Consider the following 21,243-nt stretch of genomic DNA (forward strand, 5'->3'; position numbering starts at 1 on the left):
CCAAGGTCCCATAGCGGCGCCACGGCTTTGGCCTTACTGTGGCAAGCATGGATACCACGACACCCTGGATTGCCATCGTCGACGACGAAGAAACCATTCGCTGCGCGCTGCTGCGCCTGCTCGACTCGGCCGGGCTGGCGGCCCGCGCCTACGCCGGCGGCGCCGAACTGCTCGAGGCCATGCGCGAGCCGTGGCCGTGCGCCGTCATCCTCGACCTGCACATGCCGGACATCGACGGCCACCAGTTGCAGGCGCGCCTGGCGCAACTGGCCCCGCAGCTGTGCGTGATCGCGATGACCGGCCAGCATTCGGCCGCGGCCCGGGCGCGCGTGCTGGCTTACCCGCGCGCGACCTATCTGAGCAAACCGATGGCCGAGCAGGTGCTGCTCGACGCCCTCGGGCGGGCGCGCGCGGACTGGCTCGCCGCGCCGCCGGCCGGAGCGCGGCCATGATCGCCGCCGGCGCACTGCTCGGCGCGCGCATCCTGGTGGTGGACGACCACCGCGCCAATCTCGAGCTGCTCGAGGTCCTGCTGGGCTCCGCCGGCTACACCAGCGTCACCACCTGCAGCGATGCGCGCGCGGTCTGCGCGCTGCACCAGGCCCACGATTACGACTTGATCATCCTCGACCTCAACATGCCGATGATGAGCGGTTTCGAAGTGCTGGCGCGCCTGAAGCTGATCGACAGCGACGGCTACTTGCCGGTGCTGGTGCTGTCCTGCGAAAGCGACTACAAGCTGGCGGCGCTGCAGGCCGGCGCGCGCGACTTCATCTGCAAGCCCTTCAATCACCCCGAGCTGCTCACGCGCGTGCATAACCTGCTCGACGTGCGCCTGCTGTATGCCGAAGCGCGCGAACGCGGCCAGCGCCTGGCCTGCTACGACATGCTCACCGGCCTGCCCAACCGCAGCCTGTTCGAGCGCTCGCTGGAACGCGCCCTGCAGGCTGGCTGCGGGCCGCTGGCGGCGGTCATGCTGGTCGGCCTGGATGGCCTCAAGCGCCTCAACGATACCCTGGGCTACGTGGCTGGCGACGCCGTGCTGCGCCAGTGCGCGCAGCGCTTGGCGCAGTGCGCCCCGCCCGGCAGCCTGATCGCGCGCGTCGGCAACAATGAATTCGCCCTGCTGCTGACCGGCCTGGCCACGGCGCGCGACGCGCTGGCGCCGGTGCGGCGGGTGCGCGCCGCGCTGGACCAGCCGTTCCACCTGCCGCACGGCAGCACCAGCCTGGCGGCCGCCATCGGGGTGGCGGTCGGCCCGGGCCAGGCCGGCCCGGACGACCCTGCCAGCACCCTGGTCAAGGATGCCGGCACGGCCCTGCATCAGGGCGCCCAGGACGGCCAGGATGGCTGCTGCTTCTTCACCGACGCCATGAATGCCCGCACCCAGGCCCGCTTCGCCCTTGAAAACGCCTTGCGCCAGGCCCTCGAGCAAGGCCAGTTCGAGCTGTACTACCAGCCCAAAGTGCAGATCAGCAGCGGTCGCGTGCGCGGCGCCGAAGCGTTGCTGCGCTGGAACCGTCCCGGCCATGGCATGGTGGCGCCGTCCGAGTTCATCCCGCTGCTCGAGGAAACCGGCCTGATCGTGCCGGTGGGCACCTGGGTGATCGACCAGGCTTGCCGCCAGCTGGCCGAGTGGGGCCGGCGCAGCCACGGCGCGCTGCCGGTGGCGGTCAACGTGGCGGGGGCCCAGTTCGCCGGCGGCGCCGTCGAGGCCGTGGTGGCGGCCGCCCTCGCGCGCCACGGCGTCGAGGCCGGCCTGCTGGCGCTGGAGGTGACCGAGAGCTCGCTGATGGGCGACACCGCCGGCACCGTGCGCACCCTGGCCGCCCTGCGCGCGATGGGCGTGCGCATCGCGATCGACGACTTCGGCACCGGCTATTCGAGCCTGGCCTATCTCAAACATTTTCCGGTCGACGCGCTCAAGATCGATATCGCCTTCATCCGCGAGGTGACCAGCAACCCGAGCGACGCCGCCCTGGTCGACGCCATCATCGCCCTGGGCCATGGCCTCGGCCTGGAAGTGATCGCCGAAGGGGTGGAAACCGACAGCCAGCTGCACCATCTGGGCCGGCGCCGCTGCGACCAGATCCAGGGTTACCTGTTCAGCCCTCCCCTGAATGCCGACGGCTTCGCCCGCCTGCTCGACGAGCGCAGCGGCCTGGCGCTGCCGGCGGCCGCGCCCGCCACCGAGCCGACCCTGCTGCTGGTGGACGACGAGACTTGCGTGCTGTCGGCGCTGGTGCGCCTGCTGCGCCCGGACGGCTACCGCATCCTGAGCGCCACCAGCGCCGCCGATGCGCTCAAATTACTGGCCGTCAATACGGTGCAGGTGATCCTGTGCGACCAGCGCATGGATGCCATGAGCGGCACCGAGTTTTTCGACATCGTCAAGGATATCTACCCGGACAGCCTGCGCATCATCCTGTCCGGGCATACCGAGCTCGACTCCATCCTGGGCGCCGTCAACCAGGGCGCCTTGTACCGCTTCTACCTCAAGCCCTGGGATAACGACACCCTGCGCGAGCACATCCGTTGCGCATTCCGCCACTACTGGCAGCTGCACGGACTGGCCGACGCCAGTCCCGCCGCGCCGCCGGTCTTCCCCCTTCCTCCAGGAGAGCACCATGTTCGCCATGTTTCATGACAGCGCGCCGCCGCGCGAAGCCGGCCGCGCGCAGGACGCGGGCATGCCCGCGCCGCCGCGCCGCGACGAGGAAGTGGCGGCCTTGCGCTGCGAACTGGCCGAGGTGCGCGCACAGCTGCGCCAGGTCGACAAGCTGGCCACGGTCGGCCATCTGAGCGCCAGCGCGGCGCACGAGATCGGCAATCCGCTCGGCTGCGTGTTCTCCAACTTCATCGTCATGCAGGGCTATGTCGAGGCGCTGCTGGGGATCGTGCAGCAGCGCGGCCAGAACCCATACGAGCCCTGCGGCGCCGAGCACGACACGCGCCTGGCGATCCTGCGCCGCGAAGCGACGCTGGCCGGCCTGCGCCATGACTTGCCGGCGCTGATGGAAGAAACCTGCGGCGGCCTGGGGCGGGTGCGCGCCATCTTGCGCAACATGCAAGACTTTGCGCGCACCGACGGCGGCGCCGGCTGGCGCTGGGTCGACCTGCACCATGGCATCGACGCCACCCTGGCCGTGGCCGGCACCCTGGTGCGCCAGCGCGCCGACGTGGTGCGCGAGTTCGGCGCACTGCCCCCGGTGTACTGCTCGCCGGAACAGATGAACCAGGTGGTGATGAACCTGGTCATCAATGCCACCCACGCCATGGGCGCCCGGCGCGGCACCCTGACCGTGCGCACCGGCGTGCAGGGCGAGCGCGCCTGGCTGTCGGTGAGCGATACCGGCGCCGGCATCGCGGCGGAACACCTGCCGCGCATTTTCGAGCCCTTTTTCACCACCAAGCCGGCCGGCGTCGGCACCGGCCTGGGCCTGGCGCTGGCGCGCGACATCGTGCAGGAACACCACGGCCGGATCGAGGTCGAGACCAGCCTGGGCCAGGGCAGCACCTTCCGCGTGCTGCTGCCGCTGCGCGTGGCGGGCGGCGCGCCAGCCGGCCCCGCGTGCTGAGATGGGCGCCCCCCTGGTTCGCCTCCCTTCGGTGCGCGCTTGCTCGATGCGCACGCTCGCCCTGCTCGCGGCGGCCGCGCTGGCGCTGGCGCCGCGCGCCGCGGCCGGCCCGGCGCTGGGCGAGGAGCCGATCAAGCCCTTGCCGCTGTCGCTGCACCAGGATCCGGCGCGCGCGGCCATCGGCCAGCGCCTGTTCGCCGATACGCGCCTGTCGGGCAATCGCCAGCTGGCCTGCGCCAGCTGCCACGACCTGGCGCGCAACGGCGCCGACACGCGCGCGCGCTCGGCCGGCATCAAGGGACGCCTGACCTCCCTCAATACCCCGACGGTGTTCAATGCCGCCTTCAATTTCAAGCAGTTCTGGGACGGGCGCGCCGATACCCTGGAACACCAGATCGAGATCGTGGTGGCCGATCCGGTCGAGATGGGCGGACACTGGCCGGAGGTGGTGGCGCGCATCGGCGCCGACCCGGCCTACCGGCGCGCGTTCGGCGCCGCCTACCGCGCCGGCGTGACCCAGGCCACCATCGTCGATGCCCTGGCCAGCTTCGAACGCACCCTGATCACGCCCGCCTCGCGCTTCGACCGTTATCTGCGCGGCGACGCGCGCGCCATCAGCAGCGCCGAAAAGGCCGGCTACGCCAAGTTCAAGCAGTATGGCTGCGTCGCCTGCCACCAGGGTGTGAATGTGGGCGGCAACATGTTCCAGAAATTCGGTGTGATGGGCGCACTGCCGCCGGGCGCGGGCGCGCCGGGGCGCTTCGGCGTGACCGGCCTGGCCGAGGACCGCCAGGTGTTCAAGGTGCCGAGTCTGCGCAATGTGGCCGAGACCGCGCCGTATTTTCACGATGCCTCGGCGCCGACCCTGGACGCGGCGGTCGACGCCATGTTTACCTACCAGCTGGGACGGCGCGGCTCGAAGGACGACAAGGCCGCCATCATCCTGTTCCTGCGCACCCTGAGCGGCAAGCCGGGGACGGCGCCATGAGCGCGGCGCGCCGCCCGCGCCTGGCCTGGGCGCCGCTGGCCGGCGTGGCGCTGGGGCTGGCCGCGGCGCTGCTGTTCTTCCAGTTCAAGACGCGCAGCGTCGACCTGGCGGCGTATGCCGACGACCTGTCCCTGCTGAGCCAGATCAAGCAGCTCGACGCCCACTGGGAGCTCAGCGCCATGAAATCGCGAATCGGCCTGAACCAGACCTACGACCCGCTGGTCGACCCGGTGCATGCGCTGCGCGCACTGCCGCAGCAGTTGCGCATGCTGGCGGCGCGGCCCGAGATGGGCGGGGCGCAGCGCGCCGCCAGCATCGCCGCCTACCAGCGCGCGCTGCAGGCCAAGATCGGCCTGGTCGAGTCCTTCAAGTCGCACAATGCGGTGCTGCACAATTCGGTGGCCTTCCTGCCGCAGGCGGCGCGCGACATCGGCAGCGCCGGTGCCCGGCAGCGGCGCGCCGCGGCGCTGGCCTTCGAGATCCTGCTCGCGACCCTGATCCACCAGCAGGGCGGCAGCGCGGCGCCGGCCGCCGCCATCGAGGAAGCGCTGCTGCGCCTGGCGCGCATGCGCCCCCGGCTGGCGCCGGACAGCGCCCAGAGCATCGACCTGTTCGCCATGCATGTGCGCACCGTCTTGCGCGAACACGCGCTGGTCGGTGCGCTGCTCGAGCGCATCGTGCGCGCCCCGACCGCGCAGCGGGTCGACGCCATCGGCGCCGTCCTCGGCGCCGGCCAGGAGCGCGCGGTGCAGCAACTGCAGCAGTACCGCTTCTACCTGCTGCTGTTTGCCGCCGCCCTGGTGGCGCTGCTGCTGTACGCGACCCTGCGCCTGCTGCTCAGCCACGCAACCATACGGCGCGGCAACGAGGCACTCCAGCATGCCAACGACCATCTCGAATCGCGCGTCAAGCTGCGCACGGCCGAACTGGCCGAGGCGCAGCAGCGCCTGATCGAGGCGGCGCGCAAGGCCGGCATGGCCGAGGTGGCGACCAATGTGCTGCACAATGTCGGCAATGTGCTCAACAGCGTGTGCGTGTCGGCCGGCCTGGTCAGCCAGCAATTGCGCCATTCGCGCGGCGCCGGCCTGGACAAGGCGGTGGCCCTGATCCAGGCCCAGGGCGCGGGGCTGGGCGCGTTTCTCGAGCACGATGCCAAGGGGCGCTGCCTGCCGGCCTACCTGGCCAGCCTGGCCGACGCCATCGGCGCCGAGCGCCGCGCCTTGCTGGAGGAGCTCGACAGCATGGTGCGCTGGCTCGAGCACGTCAAGGAAATCGTCGCCACCCAGCAATCGTATGCCGGGGCGTCCTGCCTGGTCGAACTGTGCCGCCCGGCCGAGCTGATCGACGAGGCGATCGGCATGAGCGCCGCCGCGCTGGCGCACGACCAGGTGGCGCTGGGCACCGACTTCGAGGAGGTGCCGGCTGCCTTGCTGGACCGGCACCGGGTCTTGCAGATCCTGCTGAACCTGCTCAGCAACGCGCGCCAGGCGATGGCGGCGACGCCGCGGCCGCCGCGGCCCGGCCGCGCCGCCATCGCCGTGCGCCTGGGTGCGGCCGGTGCGCGCGCCCTGCGCATCGAGGTGGCCGACCACGGCACGGGCATTGCGGCGGCCGACCTGACGCGCATCTTCGCCCATGGATTTACCACACGCAAGGACGGCCATGGCTTCGGCCTGCACAGCTGCGCCCTGGCCGCGCGCGAGATGGGCGGCCGTTTAAGCGTTCATAGCGCCGGCCTGGGCTGCGGCGCCACTTTCACCCTGTTCCTGCCGACCGACGGCCAAGCCCTGCCCGAGGAGGCCAGTACATGAGTTACGCGAATCGCCGCATCCTGTTGATCGACGACATGCCCTCGATCCATGAGGATTTCCGCAAGATCCTGGCGGCGCGCCCGGCCCTGTCCGAGCTGGACGCCATGGAAACGCAGCTGTTCGGCAGCAGCAGCATGCCGGCGGCCGGCTTCGTGCTCGACTCGGCCTACCAGGGCGAGGAAGGGGTGGCGCTGGCGCGGCGCGCCTGCGCCGACGGCCTGCCGTATGCGCTGGCCTTCGTCGACATGCGCATGCCGCCCGGAATCGACGGCGCCGAAACCATTGCGCGCCTGTGGCGGCACGACCCGCAACTGCAGGTGGTCCTGTGCACCGCGTATTCCGACCACGAATGGGACGCCCTGCTGGCGCGGCTGGACGTGCGCGATCGCCTGCTGGTCCTGAAAAAGCCGTTCGACGCCATCGAAGTGGTGCAACTGGCGGCCATGCTGACGGCAAAATGGTCGGCCACGCAGGCGGCGGCGTGCGAATTGCGGCGGCTCGACGAGGCGGTGCGCGAGCGCACGGCGGCGCTCGACCGCGAAGTGGCCGCCCGCGCGCAGCTCGAAGCACGCCTGGCGCAAGCCGAAAAGCTGGCCAGCGTCGGCCGCCTGGCCGCCGGGGTGGCGCACGAGATCAATAATCCGCTCGGCTTCCTGAGCTCGAACCTGCAAACGCTCGAGAGCTACGTGGGCGCCCTGCTGGCGCGCTTCGAGGGCGCTCCCGGCGCCGCCGATGGCGCCGAACTGGGCTACATGAAAGACGACTTGCCCGCCCTGATGGCCGAGTCGCGCGCCGGGCTGGCGCGGGTGGCCAGGATCGTCAAAGGCTTGCGCGACTTTGCGCCCGAGGATACGGGGCAGGAATGGACGCGCGCCGACGTGCGCGTCTGCCTGGAGGCGACCTTGACGGTGCTGGGGGCGCGCATTGGCCAGGGCATCGCCGTCGAGCGCAGCTACGGGGTGCTGCCCGACATCGACTGCCGTCCGGCGCAGCTCAACCAGGTGTTCATGAGCCTGTTGACCAATGCGCTCGATGCGATCGGCGCGGTCGCCGGCACGCTGGCCGTCCGCGCCGGCAGCGCGGACGGCCAGGTCTGGATCGAAGTCGAGGACAGCGGCTGTGGCATCGGGGCGCAGCACCTGCCGCTCATTTTCGACCCCTTTTTCACCACCAAGCGCATCGGCCAGGGCATGGGACTGGGCTTGTCGCAGGTGTACGGCATCGTCCAGGCGCACCAGGGGAGCATTGCGGCCAGCTCGGGCGAGGGGCGCGGCGCCATGGTGCGCGTGGTGCTACCGGTGCGCCAGGCCGCGGCGCAGCGCGCATGAGGGCTGCCCTGTTTTACCGGCATGCGGCGTTTACGCGACATTCTGCTCATGTTTTTTTGTTAAGCTGATGGTTCTATCAGGAGACCATCATGCTCAAACCCTCGTTACTGATTGCCGCCGCCTTGCTGGCGGGCAGCGCCCAGGCCGGATCGACCCTCAGTCAGTTTACCTATACCGGTTTCTTCCACGAAGAAGCGGGGCAGTTCCTGCCGAACGCGCAGATATACGGCTATTTTGAAACCGAGGATCTGAACGGCAATGGGGTCCTGGAACGCAACGAGGTGACTTCCTTCGTGCTCAACGGCCAGCAATATGCCGCCGGGTGCGGCCCGGAAGTATTCATGTGCGGGCTGTTCGAATTTTCCTATGCCCCCGGCGCGGCCCTCAGTTTCAGTACCTCCTGGAGCACCGATCCATGGGGCGAGTTCGGCGTGGCGGGCGGCCAGGCGGTGAGTGGGATCGAGGTCAAGGAATATTCTTACTGGATGGGCAATTCGGCGTCCTACACCTTGCGCTGGACCGAGGACACCCTGTTCGAGATTTCGCCGGTGCCAGAGCCGGCGACCTACGGCATGCTGGCGCTGGGGCTGGGCGTGCTGGCCTGGCGCAGCCGGCGCCTGGCCCGGTCCGGGACGCGCGAGCATGTCAATCACCCTCGTTTGGCTGTTGTTGCCGGAGCTCATCATGCTTAAACCATCGTTATTGATTGCCGCCGCCGTGCTGGCGGGCAGCGCCCAGGCCGGATCGACCTTCCGTGAATTTACCTATACCGGCTTGTTCCACGAAGAAGCCGGGCAGTTCCTGCCGAATGCGCGTATTTCCGGCAATTTCGACAGCGAAGATACGAACCGCGATGGGCTGCTGGAGCTGAGCGAGGTGACTTCCTTTGTGCTCAATGGCCAGCAATATGTCGGCGGGTGCGGGCCGGAAGTGTTTCTCTGCGGGCTGTTTGATTTTTCCTATACCCCGGGTGGCGCCCTCAATTTCAATACCGCCTGGACCACCGATCCATGGAACGAGAACGGCGTCGCAGGCGGCGAGGTGATCAGCGGGTCCCAGGCACAGGAATACGCTTTCTGGAACGGCAACGCGACCTCGACCACCTTGCGCTGGACCGAGGACACCCTGTTCGAGATTTCGCCGGTACCCGAGCCGGCCACCTACGGCATGCTGGCGCTGGGACTGGGCGTGCTGGCCTTGCGCGCCCGCCACGCGCACACCTGAAGCGCCCGCCGGGCCGCTGGCGCGCGCCTCAGGCGGCGACCAGCTTGCGCAGCCACCCCAGCAAGACGGTGGGCAGCAATTGCGCACGCGGCAGCAAGGCGTACGCGCATTCGCCGAACACGGCCGGAAGATAGCTGGCGGCCTGGCGGTCGATGGTCAGGCAAAACGGTGAAATTCCCTGCAGGCGCGCTTCGGTGACGGCCTGGCGCAGGTCTTCCACGCCGTAGCGTCCATCGTACTGGTCGACATCGTTGGGCCGGCCGTCGGAGAGCAGGATCAGCAGCCTGTGCCCGGCTGCCTGGGTCATCAATTCGGCGCTGGCGTGGCGCACGGCGGCGCCAGCGCGGGTGTAGCGTTCCGGTTCCAGGCCGGCGATGCGCAGGGCGACCCGCTTGTCGTAGCCTTGCCCGAAGCGCTTGATAGGGCGCACGATGACGCCGCCCGGACCTTCGCCCGAAAAGCCGAGCACGCTGAACGGCTCACCCAGGCCGTCCAGCGCCACGCACACCATCAGCAGCGCCTCGCGCTCGACGTCGATCACCCTGCATTGTCCCGACACCCAGCCATCGGTCGAGCCGCTCAGGTCGACCAGCAGGGTGACGGCCAGGTCGCGTCGTCCGCGCCGCTCGGCCTGGTACAGGCGCTGTTCCGGCGGCCCGCCCGCCTTGCGCTGGGCCTGGTCATCGATCCAGCCCTGCAGGTCGATGTCGTCGCCATCGAGTTGCCGGCGCAGCCGGGTACGCTGGGCCCGCAACAGTTCGAAATTGCGGCGCACGCCCGGCAGCGCCGCCGCATGCCGGCGCATGATGGCGTCGAGCACCGCTTGCTCGCCCTCGGCCGCGCCGCACACCGTGACGGTGGCGCCGGGACCGGCGTAGGACGCCGTCTTCCAGTCCCATTCCGGATAGGTGCTGCGCTCGCCGTCGGCCGAGGCCAGCGCCAGCGACGGGTTGTTGGCGTGGCGGTCGGGCGGGTCGTCCGATAACAGCACTTCGCGCGCGGCGCCGGGGGACCACAGCAGGCGCGCTTCGGCCAGTTCGGACAGGGAGTCGCCAAAGTCGTCGGCGGCGCTGTCGGTATCGCGGTCGGTGGGCCGCTGCAGGCCCATGGCGTCTTCGGCCTGCTCGTGCGGCTGGGCGGTCTGGACCATCATCGGACCCGGCGCGGCCGGCTCGTCTTCGCCCTCGAGCGCGGCGCGCACGCGCGGGCGGCGCGCCAGCCTGGCGCTGCGCACCGCGCCGGGGCTGTTCGCGGCGTCCTCCTTGCCGTGGCCGGGCACGGCGTGCAGCAGGACCGGTGCGGGCAGGAACTCGCCCAGCCAGTCATCCTTGACCAGCAGGCGCGCCGCCAGGCCTTGCAGTCCGGACGCCGCGGCCAGCCGCCGCGCCTGCGCCAGCACCGCCGCGGCGCCCGGGGGCGCAGGCGCCGCGCCAGGCGACGCGCCAGGCGACGCGCCAGGCGGCACGTTAAGCGAGGCGCCGCTGTCTTGCCGCGCCAGCACGGCCTGCAGCATGGTTTCGATGGGGCGCAGCCGGGCCGGCAGGGCGCCCGGCTGCGGCCGCGCCGCCAGCGCTTGCCGGCGCCAGCCTTGCAGCGCCGGCTGCATGCCGGGCAGGAGCAGCGCGAGCGCGTCGTCCGCCGCGCGCGCTTCGAGCACATGGTAGAACGCTTGCAGCGCGCCGTCCTGGCCGAACGGGTAGTGGCTGGCGCTGCCGCGCACGGCGCGCATGGCCTGTTGCAGCAACAGCAGGCGGTAGCGCGCGAGCGCGCCGTCGGCGCCGCCGCCATCGAATGCGATGCTGCGCGGCAGCCAGATGCTGGTGCCATCGGTGGCGGGAAGGGCGTGCAGGGGCGGCGCCGCCTCATCGCGCCGGATCAGCTTATCGAGCCAGGTGCGCGGCGCCGGCGCTTGCGCCGGGCGCAGGCGGAAGCGGCGTGCAAAGACGGCCTCGGCCAGCAGGTCCAGGCGCGCGGCGACCTCGGCCAGTTCGAGCCGGAGCGGCGTGGGCGTCCGCCGCTGGCGCCGCCAGAGGCCCTGGATATACACCGTGGCGTGGCGCGCGACATCGGTGATCACGTCTTCGGCTTCTGCCATGGCCGCCAGATCTAGATAAAACTGGCCTTGACCAGGTCGCGCATGGCGCCGACCAGGGCAGGCTCGTCCGACAGGGGCGACACGATGGCGGCATTGCAGGCATCCTGGACCGCAATCCCGCCGGCGATCAGGCGCGCGGCGGCGATCAGCAGGCGGGTGCTGGGCACCTCGGCCAGGCCGCGGTCGCGCAACTGGCGCAGGCGGTTTCCCAGGGTTACCAGGGCATGCGCCAGGCTGGCGGTGACCGCGCCCTCGTGCTCGACAATGGCCGCTTCGCGCTCGGGCGGCGGAAAGTCGAAATCGAAGGCGACAAAGCGCTGGCGCGTGCTTGGCTTCATGTCCTTCTGCATGCGCTGGTAGCCAGGGTTGTACGACACCACCAGTTGAAAGCCGGCGGCGGCGGCGACGGTCTCGCCAGTCTTGTCGATCGGCAGCATGCGCCGGTGATCGGTCAGCGGGTGCAGCACCACCACAGTGTCCTGGCGCGCCTCGACCACTTCGTCCAGGTAGCAGATGGCGCCCTCGCGCACGGCCCGGGTCAGCGGGCCGTCATGCCAGGCGGTGCCGGCGGCGCCGATCAGGAAGCGCCCGACCAGGTCGGCGGTGCTCAGGTCGTCGTGGCAGGAAATCGTCACCAGCGGGCGTTGCAGGCGCCAGGCCATGTATTCGACGAAGCGGGTCTTGCCGCAGCCGGTCGGGCCCTTGAGCATGACGGCCAGCTGGCGCTGGTGGCATTGTTCGAACAGCGCCACTTCGCCCGCATGGGGCAGGTAGTAGGGGGCGCTGTCGGCGGGGGCGGGCAAGTCAGCTCTCCGCATGGGCTTGCAAGCCGGCGGCGTCGCCGGGAGCGTCCAGCTGCGCGCCGAAGCGTGGGGCGTAGCGGAAGAAGTCGATGATGAACAGTGCCACGCCAATGGCGAACAGCGAGCCGGTCGCCAGCAGCATCACGAAGTGGATCTGGATTTTCAGCTGGGCGTCGAGAAAGCCCAGGCCCATGATGCGTTCCAGATAAACCTGGCCGATGCCGGCCGTGGCGAACGACAAGGTCATGCCGAACATGCCGCCGAGCTGCATCCAGAACGACCAGTAGCCCATCGCGCTGCCTTCTTCGGGACGGCGGGTCAGGCTTGGTGCGGCATAGGTGATCATGGCCAGCACGATCATGACATAGGCGCCATAAAAGGCGGCATGGCCGTGCATGGCCGTGATCAGGGTGCCGTGGGTCCATTTGTTGACGGAGGGGAAGGTGTGCGCCAGCCCCAGCAGTCCCGCGCCGAACAGGGTGAACACGGCGCTGCCCACGGTCCAGTGCAGGGCCAGCTTGTTGGGATGGGACATGCCGGAGCGCTTGATGGTCGAGTAGGCGTAGATGGCCATGCCGACCAGCGCCACCGGTTCGAGCGCGCTGAACACGCCGCCGATCGGCAGCCAGTAGGCCGGCACCCCGACCCAGTAATAGTGGTGGGCGGTGCCCAGAATGCCGGCGATAAACACCAGGCCGACGATCACGTACAGCCATTTCTCCATCACTTCGCGGTCGGCGCCGGACAGGCGGATCAAGAGGTAAGCCAGGAAGCCGCCCTGGATCATTTCCCAGACGCCCTCCACCCACAGGTGGATGGTCCACCAGCGGTAGAAAATCGATACCGTATAGTTTTCGTAGTGCAGCAGCGCCGGCAGGTAGAGCAGGGCGGCCAGCCCCAGGCCGCCCAGCAGCACGCCTTCGGTGGTGGTCAGGCGGCCCGATTTCTTGATGGTCATGCCCACGTTGTACAGAAACATCAGCATCACGATCACGATGACGATCTTGTGCGGCAAGGGCTGTTCCAGCAGCTTGTTGCCGGTCCCCCAGCGAAACAGGTAGCCGATGATGGCGGTGACCCCCATCAGCACCCACAGGACCAGCTGGACGTAGGCCAGCTTGGTGCTGTGCAGTTCGGTTCTCGATTCGTCCGGCACCATCCAGTAAGTCGCTCCCATGAAGCCGCAGATGACCCAGACGATCAGCAGGTTGGTGTGGATCACCTTGGTGACGTCGAAGGGCAGGATGTAGAGCAGGGGATCCGGTCCCAGGTACTTGGTGGCGGACAGCAAGCCGAACACCAGTTGCAGGCCGAACAGGGCCAGGGAGACGGCAAAGTACCAATAGGCGACAGACTGCGACTTATATCTCATGACGATAGCTCCGGCGAAAAATACGATCCAGGCGCGTGATGCGGGCGCGCCGCCTACTTCAGCGAGGACAGGTAGGCGACCAGTTGGGTGAGTTGTTCCGGGCTCAGGTCCTTGGCGTAGGTGGTCGGCATGAAGGACTGGCCGTCGGCCGAATACATGGGGCCGGGAACCACGTGGGCGCTCGGAGCGAGCACCGATTCGCGGATGTAGCCATCGACATCGGTGGCCTTGCCACGGTAGCTGGCGCCGGCCAGCAAGGCCGCGCTGCGCCCGACCAGGCCGGCCAGCGAGGGACCGGCCATGTTGACCCCGGGCGCGGTCGAGTGGCAGGCGGTGCAGGCCGGCGTGGCGCTGCGGAACAGGCGCTCGCCGAGGGCGATCGGGTTGTCGCCGCTGGTGGCGGCGCGCGCCGCCGGCGGCGTGGCGGCGGGGGCGTCGGTGCCAGGAAAGGTCGCGCCGGTGACCAGCAGGGGGCGCGGCGGCCAGCCCTGGTTGTCGACATTCGAGACCCAGTCGAGGAAGGCGATCAGGGCGGCGATGTCGGTATCGCTGATGTCTTGCTTGGGCATCAGGCGGCGGTGCCGTGTTTCGTCGTAAAACTTGGAAGGGTCTTTCATGTACGCGGTCAGGTAGGCCTGGCCGCGTAGCTTGGTGATCTTGGTCAGGTCGGGGGCGTAGTAGGCGCCCTCGCCGAACAGGGTATGGCAATTGATGCAGTTGTTGGCGTGCCAGACATCCTTGCCGCGCGTGACCTGGGCGGTGATTTTGTCGCCGTTGGTGAGGCGGTTGAACTGGCGGTGGCTGTCGAGGGTGAGGCCAAGGAAGGCGATGGTGGCGACCACGGTCGAACCGATGGCGAAATGGCGTGCCTGTCGTTTATTCACGTCCGCCCCCTAGACCGAAATGGCCGGCCAGTAGCGGATCGTGATGACCGTGGCGTAGGCGATGGCCAGCGCCATGAGCCCGATGACGAGGTAGGCGAACAGTTTCAGGGGAAGAATCCAAGCGTGCATGACTGCCTCCGGACCGTGAATGTGCGGTTAGCTTAACAGGCTTGCATGCTTGTACAAAAAATACGGACGTGTGCGCGGGGAAAAACGCTCGGTGTTGTTTTGGGGGGCGGCTGCCGCAGCGGCAGGCGGGCGCGGCATGCCGGATGCCAGCAGACTGCGCGTTTGGCTTGAAAGGGAAATTCATGCAAAAGCATATCGCTTGCCTGGCTGTCCGCTCTGGCAGCTGTGCTTTAATGTAGTAATACGTGCCGCCCCAGTACGCAAGCTTGCAGGTGCGCCAGTTAAGCCCATGCGGATCATCGATCTGATTCATCAGTTGCCCCCTGCGGGAACCGATGTGGCCTACCTGACGGAGGCACTCGCCCCGCAGGGATCGAGAATGTGCCGGTAGTAGATTCGGTTTTCTTTTGGAATAACGTCCCCGTGAAAGCGCAGCAGCTGGGTACACACATCGGCCAGCGGCCCGGCGGCGGCCTGCAACGACAGCAGTTCGTTTTTCAGATTGTAAAACTCTTCCAGCTTAGCCGCCGGAGGATTAAGCTGGAACAAGTCCTTTTCCACTTGCCGGAAACGGTGCTGCAGCGTATCCATGCAGGGCTGGTAATGGTCGACAATGAAGTCGATGATCGCGTACAGGACGTAGCCCGGCCCCGTGGCCAGCCTGGCCGGGGTATTTTCGTTTTTTTCGCGCACGCTGCCGTACCCGTTCGACTTTCCATGCCTGACGGTGATGACGAAACGACGACCGACAAAGACATGTGTTTCGCCGAAGTGGATCGTTTGTCCGGCCAGTGTCACCGTGTGCAAGACCACGAACAAGGTCTCGCCGTATTCTTCGATCTTGGGGCGCTGATGGGCCTTCTGGGCATCTTCGAGCGCCAGTTCGTGCAAGTCGAATTCTTCCTGGACCCGCTCCATCAATTCATTATCCGGTTCAACCAGGCCGAGCCAGACAAACGTATCCTGCTGTTCCAGCGCGGCGCCGATCTCGTCGATCGTGATCTCGCCGCGCTTGACGCCCTGCTGGTATACCGAACAATTTACCCTTGCCAAGCCCTCGTTCATGTACCGGACTCGGTCTGCACACGCATGAGGCCGTGGGCAATATCGAGCCGGCGCACCAGGTCGCGCAGCACGATGCGGTACATGTCGTCGCCCAGCACGCTGTCTTCATTGCCGGCATCGATATTCGGGTTGTCATTGACTTCGATGACCACGGGACCGCGCGCGGTCATTTTCATGTCCACCCCGTACAGCCCGTCGCCGATCAGATTGGCCGCAGCGACCGCATACGCCAGCAGGTCGGGCGGGACTTCGTCCAGCGCCACTGCGCGCGCGGCGCCAAACTTGGCCTGTCCGCCGGCATCGCGCTTGGCGATCTGCCAGTGATTCTTGGACATGAAGTACTTGCTCGCGAAAATCGCCTTACGGTTCAACACGCCGATGCGCCAGTCGAAATCGGTGTACATGTATTCCTGCACCAGGATTAATGCCGATTGCGTCAGCAGGGCCTGGGCGGTTTCCTGGAATTGTTCGGCGTTGGCCACCTTGGTCACGCCGCGTGAAAAGGCGCCGTCCGGAATTTTCATGACCATCGGGTAACCGATTTCACGTTCGATGGCACCGATGTCGGCAATATCCGCGCGTTGCAGCGCGTAGGTGTGCGGAGTCGGTATTTTGTTCAGGCGCATCAGGTCCGCCAGATACACCTTGTTGGTGCAGCGCAGGATTGACATCGAATCGTCGATCACCACCATCCCCTCGCTTTCCGCCTTTTTCGCAAACAGGTAGGTGTGGTGATTGATGGCGGTGGTTGCACGGATGAACAGGGCATCGAATTCAGCCAGCCGAGAAAAATCCTTTTTCTCGACCAGGGTGATATCCATGGCCAGTTCGCGGCCCACGTCGACAAAGCGCTCCAGCGCTGCTTCGTTGCTCGGCGGCAGCTCTTCGTCCGGATCGTGCAAAATGGCGATATGGTAGCGGTACGGTTTGACGGGCGCCGGGGCCGGCATCGGTGCACGCTCGATGGCGCGCAGGGCGGCGCGGCCGCAGGTGAGCTGGGCATCGCTGAGGGTGCTCACATTGTGCACCCGGATGGCGCCAATCTTCCAGTCCTCGTCGCGTTCGAACTCGACCCGCATCAGCGGGGTCGGGAAGGTTTCGAAAATCTGGCGCGCCAGGGCGACTAGCGGGGTGTATTCGGTAGTGCCGAAATAGATATCCATGGAAAATTCGACGGGCATCGGACGCTCGCCCGTGTGCTCGAGCGACTGGTTCAACGCATAGTCCAGCTCGTCCGTGTCGAGCCCGTAAATCGCTTTGCGCGACAAGTCGTTGATGGTTTTCACCGACGGCAGCACGGCTTGGCCGCGGGCCTCGGCCAGCAGCGAGCAGTAGTAACCGACTGACAAATATTTGTAGCTTCGGCACAGATTGATGACGGTGCTTCCCGGCGCGCCGCCCTGGTCCGCCGAGCCCAGGAACTGGGCCGCGGTGACGATGGTGTACGGGGTGGCCGTATCGGGCCAATCCTTGAGCTGTTCGACCACGATGATCAGGCCCGACGCCGTGCTGCGTGCGCGCAGCAGGGCGATGCTCGCCGTGGCGGGAGGTTTCTTGGGATCGTCGTCGGCGCCAGCGGCAAACTGGGCAATCGTAGGGCGGGATAACTTGGTGCGCATGGGGTCCATGATGAGTCAGAAGGTGGGTTGAGCGCCCGCGCGACCGGGCGTGGGAGGGTTGGAAGGGGGATAGATCACCACCACCGCCTTGGTGGCGTTGCGGCCATAGCGCGCCATGCGCTCGAAGTCTTTCTTCAGAATCGCCATGTTGATGCGCTCGTCCGCAGCCCGTCCGCTGGCATTGTCGGGATCGTGGATGAAAAAATAGCGCTCATCGCATCCGGTGAGCACCACCCAGTGCGGCGCACGCTCGCGCGTGAGCCTGTAGGTCGAGATCAGTACCATCGGGATGCCGCCATCGACATAGCAGCGGGTCAGTTCGGCCGTGCCGGCAACCCGGTGGTGAACCGCGATGCCGGCCTCGCGCGCCTGGCGCACGAAATCGTCGTGCACCAGGGTGATGACGTCGCGCTTTTCTTCGCTGCGCACCGACTCGCGAAACAGCACGCCATCGCCATTGACGTAGATCTCGGTCGGGTAGCCGCGCCGGCGCGCCGCCAGGGCCAGTCCGTAGGGCCCGCAGCCGCCGTGGCCGGCCGTCATGAAAATCGTTGTCGCTTCGCGCCAGAGCTGCAGTTCCAGCGTACGGTCCAGCACCAGTGCATGATCGAACGCTTTCATGGCCATCATCAGGCACGACGCACCGCAGGTAAAACCCAGGGTCTGGCGGTAATAGGTGGTCCGGGCCAGCTCGGGGCGCAGACGCGCGGTGAGCGACTTTTCGAACCGCAGTGCGTCCATGCCGTCCTCGTAGTAAGCGCCATGTTCGCCGAACACGGCATACCCATGACCAAGAAACAGCCGCTGCGACGCCAGGTTATCCTTGCGGATTTCCAGGCGCATGGCCACGCAGTTGCGCGCCAGTGCCAGTTCTTCGGCGGCGCGCAGCAGTGCCGAACCGACACCCTGGCCCAGCCAGTCGGGCGCGGTGGCGATCGAGTACACGCGCGCCAGCGACACGTCTGCCCGGAACAACAGGGTGATATAGCCGCGCGCCTGTCCATCGGCTTCGTCGATCAAGGTCACGGAGTTGCCTTCGGTAAGCAAATGGCGAAAGCTGCGGCGGCTGAGACGGTCGGACTCGAAACTGGCCTCTTCGATGTCCAGCAAGGTCGCGATGTCTTGCGGGCCAGCCTGGCGGATCCGGCACGATGCGACGCTGCGCCGCAAGGGCGCCTCGTCGCGTTGCGCGGCCCGTTGATCAATTACAGCACTCATATCTGCCTCTTCCTTGTGGTTTGCTGGTTGGCAGCGGCAATCGTACACAGCGCCATATAAAAACGGCGTCAAGAACACTGATCGAAGCGTAAACAAACCGTAAACAGCGCCTCGGCGTGCCAGGCGCCAGTGGTTTTTACGCTGCGTTTACAGCCGCTGGGGAACTTTTTAGAACATATTTACTGCTTGCTTGATACGCTGCTTCCTGTCAATCACGTACCACTGGCGAAGGCACCATGAACTCGTTTGCAAACCTGTATCCCTCATCCCGGCGCATCCCTGTCCGATCGGCGACGCACCTGCACACCTGCACCATTCGCATGTCGGTCGATGCGGAATCGGTCACGACCTTGCGCCAGCTGGCGATGCGAGTGTGCGGCGACGCGCTGGAATTCATGCGCATCGCCATCTGCGCCGGCGGCGCCCGGATCGAAGTCTGGCTGTGCGTGCGCCAGTCCTGTGTGACGGTGCTCAGTGAAACCATTGCGCGCCAGTTGCCCGGCGCCCGGTTCAAGGAAACGCCGTATCAAGCGGGAGCGGCGGCATGATCGTCGCGATCGCAAGTATCCAGGGGCAAGCCCTCAAGGCCCTGCTGGCGGCGAATCTGGCGGTGTTGCGGGCCCTTAGCGGGCGCACGATCTGCCTGATCGATGTCGATCCCCGCCACAGCGCCTACAGCTGGAGTTGCGAGCGCAGCGTAGTCGGCCAGGGTCCCTCGGTTCCCGCCCGCCTGCTTGGCGCGCGCTCGCTGGTGCGCGAGATTGAAGAGTTGACCGCCGGCTTCAGCGACCTGCTGATCAATACAGGCGAGGTGGAAACCCAGGAAGCCCGTTCGGCGCTCATCGCCGCGCGCGTGGTGCTGGTGCCGATACAGGTCGGGAATGTCGATCTTGATTCCCAGTATCCGCTCATTGCGCGGCTTAATTCGGCCCGCATGTTCAATCCGTCCTTGAAGGTGCTGTTCGTGATCGTAGCGGACGGGGCGGTACCGTCGCCGGAGCAGATGGCGGCGGTGCGGCTGTATGTTGCTCATGTCATGTCGGCGACCCTGGCGGCGACGGTGCTGCATGTAGCGTGCAGCCGTGACTACGGCCAGGGGCGCTGCGCAAGCGACGCGCAAACGTGCGATCCGGATGCCGCCGCCGAACTGCATTCCTTGTATCGCGAAGTCTATATGCATTGAGCGCGACTTCGCACGCCCTCTCACTCCCATTGCCTGCCACCGATCATGACTTTTTTCAGCGACGCCCTGACCATGAACGATCACCCCGCTTGCCGTTGCGGTCGTCGAACTGTTCGAAGGATTACTTGCGGCAAGAAGCCGCTGGCAGACCAGCATGGGCATATGGCGTATTCGCTTTTCTGGATCACGCTCATTGCCTCGATCGCTGTGCTGGTGTTCTATATCGTGCGGACCATCATCGCCGAAGGTGTTGCATGAATGGTGGCAAGGGCAAGCCGGCTGTGCTCATCGGCAAGCGGGTCAGGCTACGGTTGATCGAAGAGCGCGATGCGCCTGGGTTGTTCGAGCTCTACTCGGATCAGGAGGTCATGCGCTATTGGAACCACGCGCCATGGACAACGCCGGAGCAGGCCGGCAGGGCGGTTGAAGAAGCGCGCTCCGAGCACGCGAGTGGCATCAGCCTGCATTATGTCATCGAGCATTTGTCCACAAAAAAGCTCATCGGCAGCTGCGCCCTGTATGCAGTCGACCAGGAAAACCGCTGTGCGGCGCTCGGCTACCTGCTGGCCAAGTCGTGCTGGGGCCAGGGCTACCTGTCGGAAGCAATGCAGCGCTTTCTTGCTTACGCATTCACGCAACTGGCACTCGACAGTATCCATGCCGATATCCATCCCGGCAATGCCGCCTCTGCCAAGGCGTTGACCAGGCTCGGATTCCGGCAAGACCGGGACAGGCGCGCAAGCTGGCTCGTCGGCGGCGCACGATGCGCCACCGCGTCGTATCGTCTCACGCGGCGCGACTGGCAGCTAGAGCGTGCAGCGCATGCCAACGTGCTCACAGACGCGTTGCTTGATCAAAGCCAGGCACAACGATAAGTCTTGTCGCCGCCTGCCGCCGCATGGACGCCATGACCCGCCATGGAGCCGGAGCGATTGCGTGTAAGCCGCGCGCAATCGTCAGAATGTGCCTCTGCCAGGGAAAGATCCATGCTCATCAATTGCCTTGCCTGCCAGGACGGTAAAAAGCTCTCCGATATCCCTGCCGCGGACGTCAGCGAATTCATCGTTCTGCCGGACGAATTCGTGTGGGTTGCGCTAAACGATGCCGGACAGGCTGAACCTTGGATCAATTTCTGCCGACAATGGCACATTGTTATTCAGGCGGAACAACGAAGGCAAACTTGACGGAGTGAAACCATCGGTCTATATTAATGACTCGCAAGTAAGTTACGGAATAGACCCCATGCAATGTCCCCTTGAGATGAAGCCGCGCTGGGAGCGCCGTAAAGACGCGCGCCCCCAGGAGTTGCTCGCCGCCGCCCTCGACCTGTTCGTCGAGCGCGGCTTCGCGTCCACGCGGCTGGAAGACGTGGCCAAGCGCGCCGGCGTGTCCAAGGGCACCCTGTACCTGTATTTCACCAACAAGGAAGAGCTGTTCAAGGCCGTGGTGCGCGACACCATCGTGCCCGCCCTGGGCGCGGCCGAAGACATGATCGCCAGTTTCGACGGCAACAGCGCCGACCTGTTGCGCGCCGTCATGATGGCCTGGTGGGAAAACGCCGGCGCCACCAAGTCGTCCGGCATGATCAAGCTGGTCATGGCTGAATCGAACAACTTCCCCGATATCGCCGTCTTCTACCGCGAAGAAGTCATCCTGCGCGGCAGCAGCATGATCAGCGGCCTGCTCGAGCGCGCCGTCGAACGGGGAGAATTCCGCCCGCTCGACGTGTTCCTCACCACCCAGATCCTGATCGCCCCCATGCTCATGCTGATGCTGTGGAAGCACTCGGTCGGCCCCTGCGAAATGTCCGAACTCGACCCGGTCGCCTTCATCGATTCCTTCCTCACCATGACGCTGCACGGCCTGCTGCCGCGCGCGCCGTGAGGGCGTCCCGTAGGGCGTCCCGTAGGGCGCCCCGTAGGGCGCCCAGCGCCCGGGCGCCGATT

The 21,243-nt window shown here is 66.6% G+C and carries 21 protein-coding genes; 14 read left to right on the forward strand and 7 right to left on the reverse strand.

Features of this window, described 5'->3' with window-relative positions; genetic code table 11:
• Positions 1-47: 47 nt before the first annotated feature.
• The 8 genes from F0185_RS13385 (at position 48) to F0185_RS13420 (ending at position 8,929) form a co-directional block, all read left to right on the forward strand.
• Positions 48-452 carry a response regulator transcription factor gene (locus tag F0185_RS13385; RefSeq protein WP_167225137.1) on the forward strand — a complete coding sequence of 135 codons (405 nt, stop codon included), beginning with the start codon at positions 48-50 and terminating at the stop codon, positions 450-452.
• Positions 449-2,647: an EAL domain-containing protein gene (locus F0185_RS13390; RefSeq protein ID WP_167225139.1), complete on the forward strand. Its 2,199-nt coding sequence runs from the start codon at positions 449-451 to the stop codon at positions 2,645-2,647. Before F0185_RS13385 ends, F0185_RS13390 begins: the two co-directional genes overlap by 4 nt.
• The gene (locus F0185_RS13395) at positions 2,628-3,578 is read left to right on the forward strand and encodes a sensor histidine kinase (protein WP_229476986.1); all 951 of its coding nucleotides are present in this window, start codon (positions 2,628-2,630) and stop codon (positions 3,576-3,578) included. Before F0185_RS13390 ends, F0185_RS13395 begins: the two co-directional genes overlap by 20 nt.
• 1 nt (position 3,579) lies before the next feature.
• A complete protein-coding gene (locus tag F0185_RS13400; RefSeq protein ID WP_229476988.1) occupies positions 3,580-4,566 on the forward strand; it encodes a cytochrome-c peroxidase in 987 nt (328 codons plus the stop codon).
• Positions 4,563-6,377 (forward strand): DAHL domain-containing sensor histidine kinase, encoded by a 1,815-nt coding sequence (locus F0185_RS13405; RefSeq protein ID WP_167225140.1) that lies wholly within the window; start codon positions 4,563-4,565, stop codon positions 6,375-6,377. Before F0185_RS13400 ends, F0185_RS13405 begins: the two co-directional genes overlap by 4 nt.
• Entirely contained in the window at positions 6,374-7,705 is a 1,332-nt protein-coding gene (locus F0185_RS13410) for an ATP-binding protein (protein ID WP_167225142.1), read from the forward strand. Before F0185_RS13405 ends, F0185_RS13410 begins: the two co-directional genes overlap by 4 nt.
• An 89-nt stretch (positions 7,706-7,794) precedes the next feature.
• Complete coding sequence (locus F0185_RS13415; RefSeq protein ID WP_167225144.1) at positions 7,795-8,397, forward strand: PEP-CTERM sorting domain-containing protein; 603 nt, start codon at positions 7,795-7,797, stop codon at positions 8,395-8,397.
• Positions 8,390-8,929 (forward strand): PEP-CTERM sorting domain-containing protein, encoded by a 540-nt coding sequence (locus F0185_RS13420; protein WP_167225146.1) that lies wholly within the window; start codon positions 8,390-8,392, stop codon positions 8,927-8,929. The genes F0185_RS13415 and F0185_RS13420 overlap by 8 nt, the downstream gene beginning before the upstream one ends.
• Before the next feature lie 28 nt (positions 8,930-8,957).
• On the opposite strand, the gene F0185_RS13425 is transcribed toward F0185_RS13420, so the two are convergent.
• From F0185_RS13425 to F0185_RS13455, 7 genes are all read right to left on the reverse strand, one after another.
• Entirely contained in the window at positions 8,958-11,024 is a 2,067-nt protein-coding gene (locus F0185_RS13425) for a nitric oxide reductase activation protein NorD (RefSeq protein WP_167225148.1), read from the reverse strand.
• Positions 11,025-11,035: 11 nt separating this feature from the next.
• Positions 11,036-11,842: a CbbQ/NirQ/NorQ/GpvN family protein gene (locus tag F0185_RS13430; RefSeq protein WP_167225150.1), complete on the reverse strand. Its 807-nt coding sequence runs from the start codon at positions 11,840-11,842 to the stop codon at positions 11,036-11,038.
• On the reverse strand, positions 11,829-13,199 hold the full coding sequence (locus F0185_RS13435; RefSeq protein ID WP_167225152.1) for a cbb3-type cytochrome c oxidase subunit I: 1,371 nt from the start codon (positions 13,197-13,199) through the stop codon (positions 11,829-11,831). The genes F0185_RS13430 and F0185_RS13435 overlap by 14 nt, the downstream gene beginning before the upstream one ends.
• 53 nt (positions 13,200-13,252) lie before the next feature.
• Positions 13,253-14,083: a c-type cytochrome gene (locus F0185_RS35450; protein WP_167225154.1), complete on the reverse strand. Its 831-nt coding sequence runs from the start codon at positions 14,081-14,083 to the stop codon at positions 13,253-13,255.
• 471 nt (positions 14,084-14,554) lie between these two features.
• Entirely contained in the window at positions 14,555-15,265 is a 711-nt protein-coding gene (locus F0185_RS13445) for a CorA family divalent cation transporter (protein WP_229476992.1), read from the reverse strand.
• An 8-nt stretch (positions 15,266-15,273) separates the two neighbouring features.
• Positions 15,274-16,905, reverse strand: a complete 1,632-nt coding sequence (locus tag F0185_RS13450; protein WP_223164508.1) for a RimK family ATP-grasp domain-containing protein — start codon at positions 16,903-16,905, stop codon at positions 15,274-15,276.
• Between the two features lie 6 nt (positions 16,906-16,911).
• Positions 16,912-18,114, reverse strand: a complete 1,203-nt coding sequence (locus F0185_RS13455) for a GNAT family N-acetyltransferase/peptidase C39 family protein (RefSeq protein WP_167225158.1) — start codon at positions 18,112-18,114, stop codon at positions 16,912-16,914.
• Positions 18,115-18,350: 236 nt separating this feature from the next.
• Here F0185_RS13455 and F0185_RS13460 point away from each other — a divergent pair, with 236 nt between their 5' ends.
• The 6 genes from F0185_RS13460 (at position 18,351) to F0185_RS13485 (ending at position 21,181) form a co-directional block, all read left to right on the forward strand.
• A complete protein-coding gene (locus F0185_RS13460) occupies positions 18,351-18,662 on the forward strand; it encodes a hypothetical protein (RefSeq protein ID WP_167225160.1) in 312 nt (103 codons plus the stop codon).
• Positions 18,659-19,297 carry a ParA family partition ATPase gene (locus tag F0185_RS13465; protein WP_167225163.1) on the forward strand — a complete coding sequence of 213 codons (639 nt, stop codon included), beginning with the start codon at positions 18,659-18,661 and terminating at the stop codon, positions 19,295-19,297. The genes F0185_RS13460 and F0185_RS13465 overlap by 4 nt, the downstream gene beginning before the upstream one ends.
• 45 nt (positions 19,298-19,342) lie before the next feature.
• Positions 19,343-19,555: a hypothetical protein gene (locus tag F0185_RS13470; RefSeq protein WP_167225165.1), complete on the forward strand. Its 213-nt coding sequence runs from the start codon at positions 19,343-19,345 to the stop codon at positions 19,553-19,555.
• The gene (locus tag F0185_RS13475; protein WP_167225167.1) at positions 19,552-20,172 is read left to right on the forward strand and encodes a GNAT family N-acetyltransferase; all 621 of its coding nucleotides are present in this window, start codon (positions 19,552-19,554) and stop codon (positions 20,170-20,172) included. The genes F0185_RS13470 and F0185_RS13475 overlap by 4 nt, the downstream gene beginning before the upstream one ends.
• 111 nt (positions 20,173-20,283) lie before the next feature.
• A complete protein-coding gene (locus F0185_RS35455) occupies positions 20,284-20,481 on the forward strand; it encodes a hypothetical protein (RefSeq protein ID WP_187362515.1) in 198 nt (65 codons plus the stop codon).
• A 58-nt stretch (positions 20,482-20,539) separates the two neighbouring features.
• On the forward strand, positions 20,540-21,181 hold the full coding sequence (locus tag F0185_RS13485; protein ID WP_167225169.1) for a TetR/AcrR family transcriptional regulator: 642 nt from the start codon (positions 20,540-20,542) through the stop codon (positions 21,179-21,181).
• Positions 21,182-21,243: the final 62 nt, after the last annotated feature.

Origin of the sequence: Massilia rubra (assembly GCF_011682065.1) — a bacterium.
Lineage (GTDB): Bacteria > Pseudomonadota > Gammaproteobacteria > Burkholderiales > Burkholderiaceae_D > Telluria_A > Telluria_A rubra.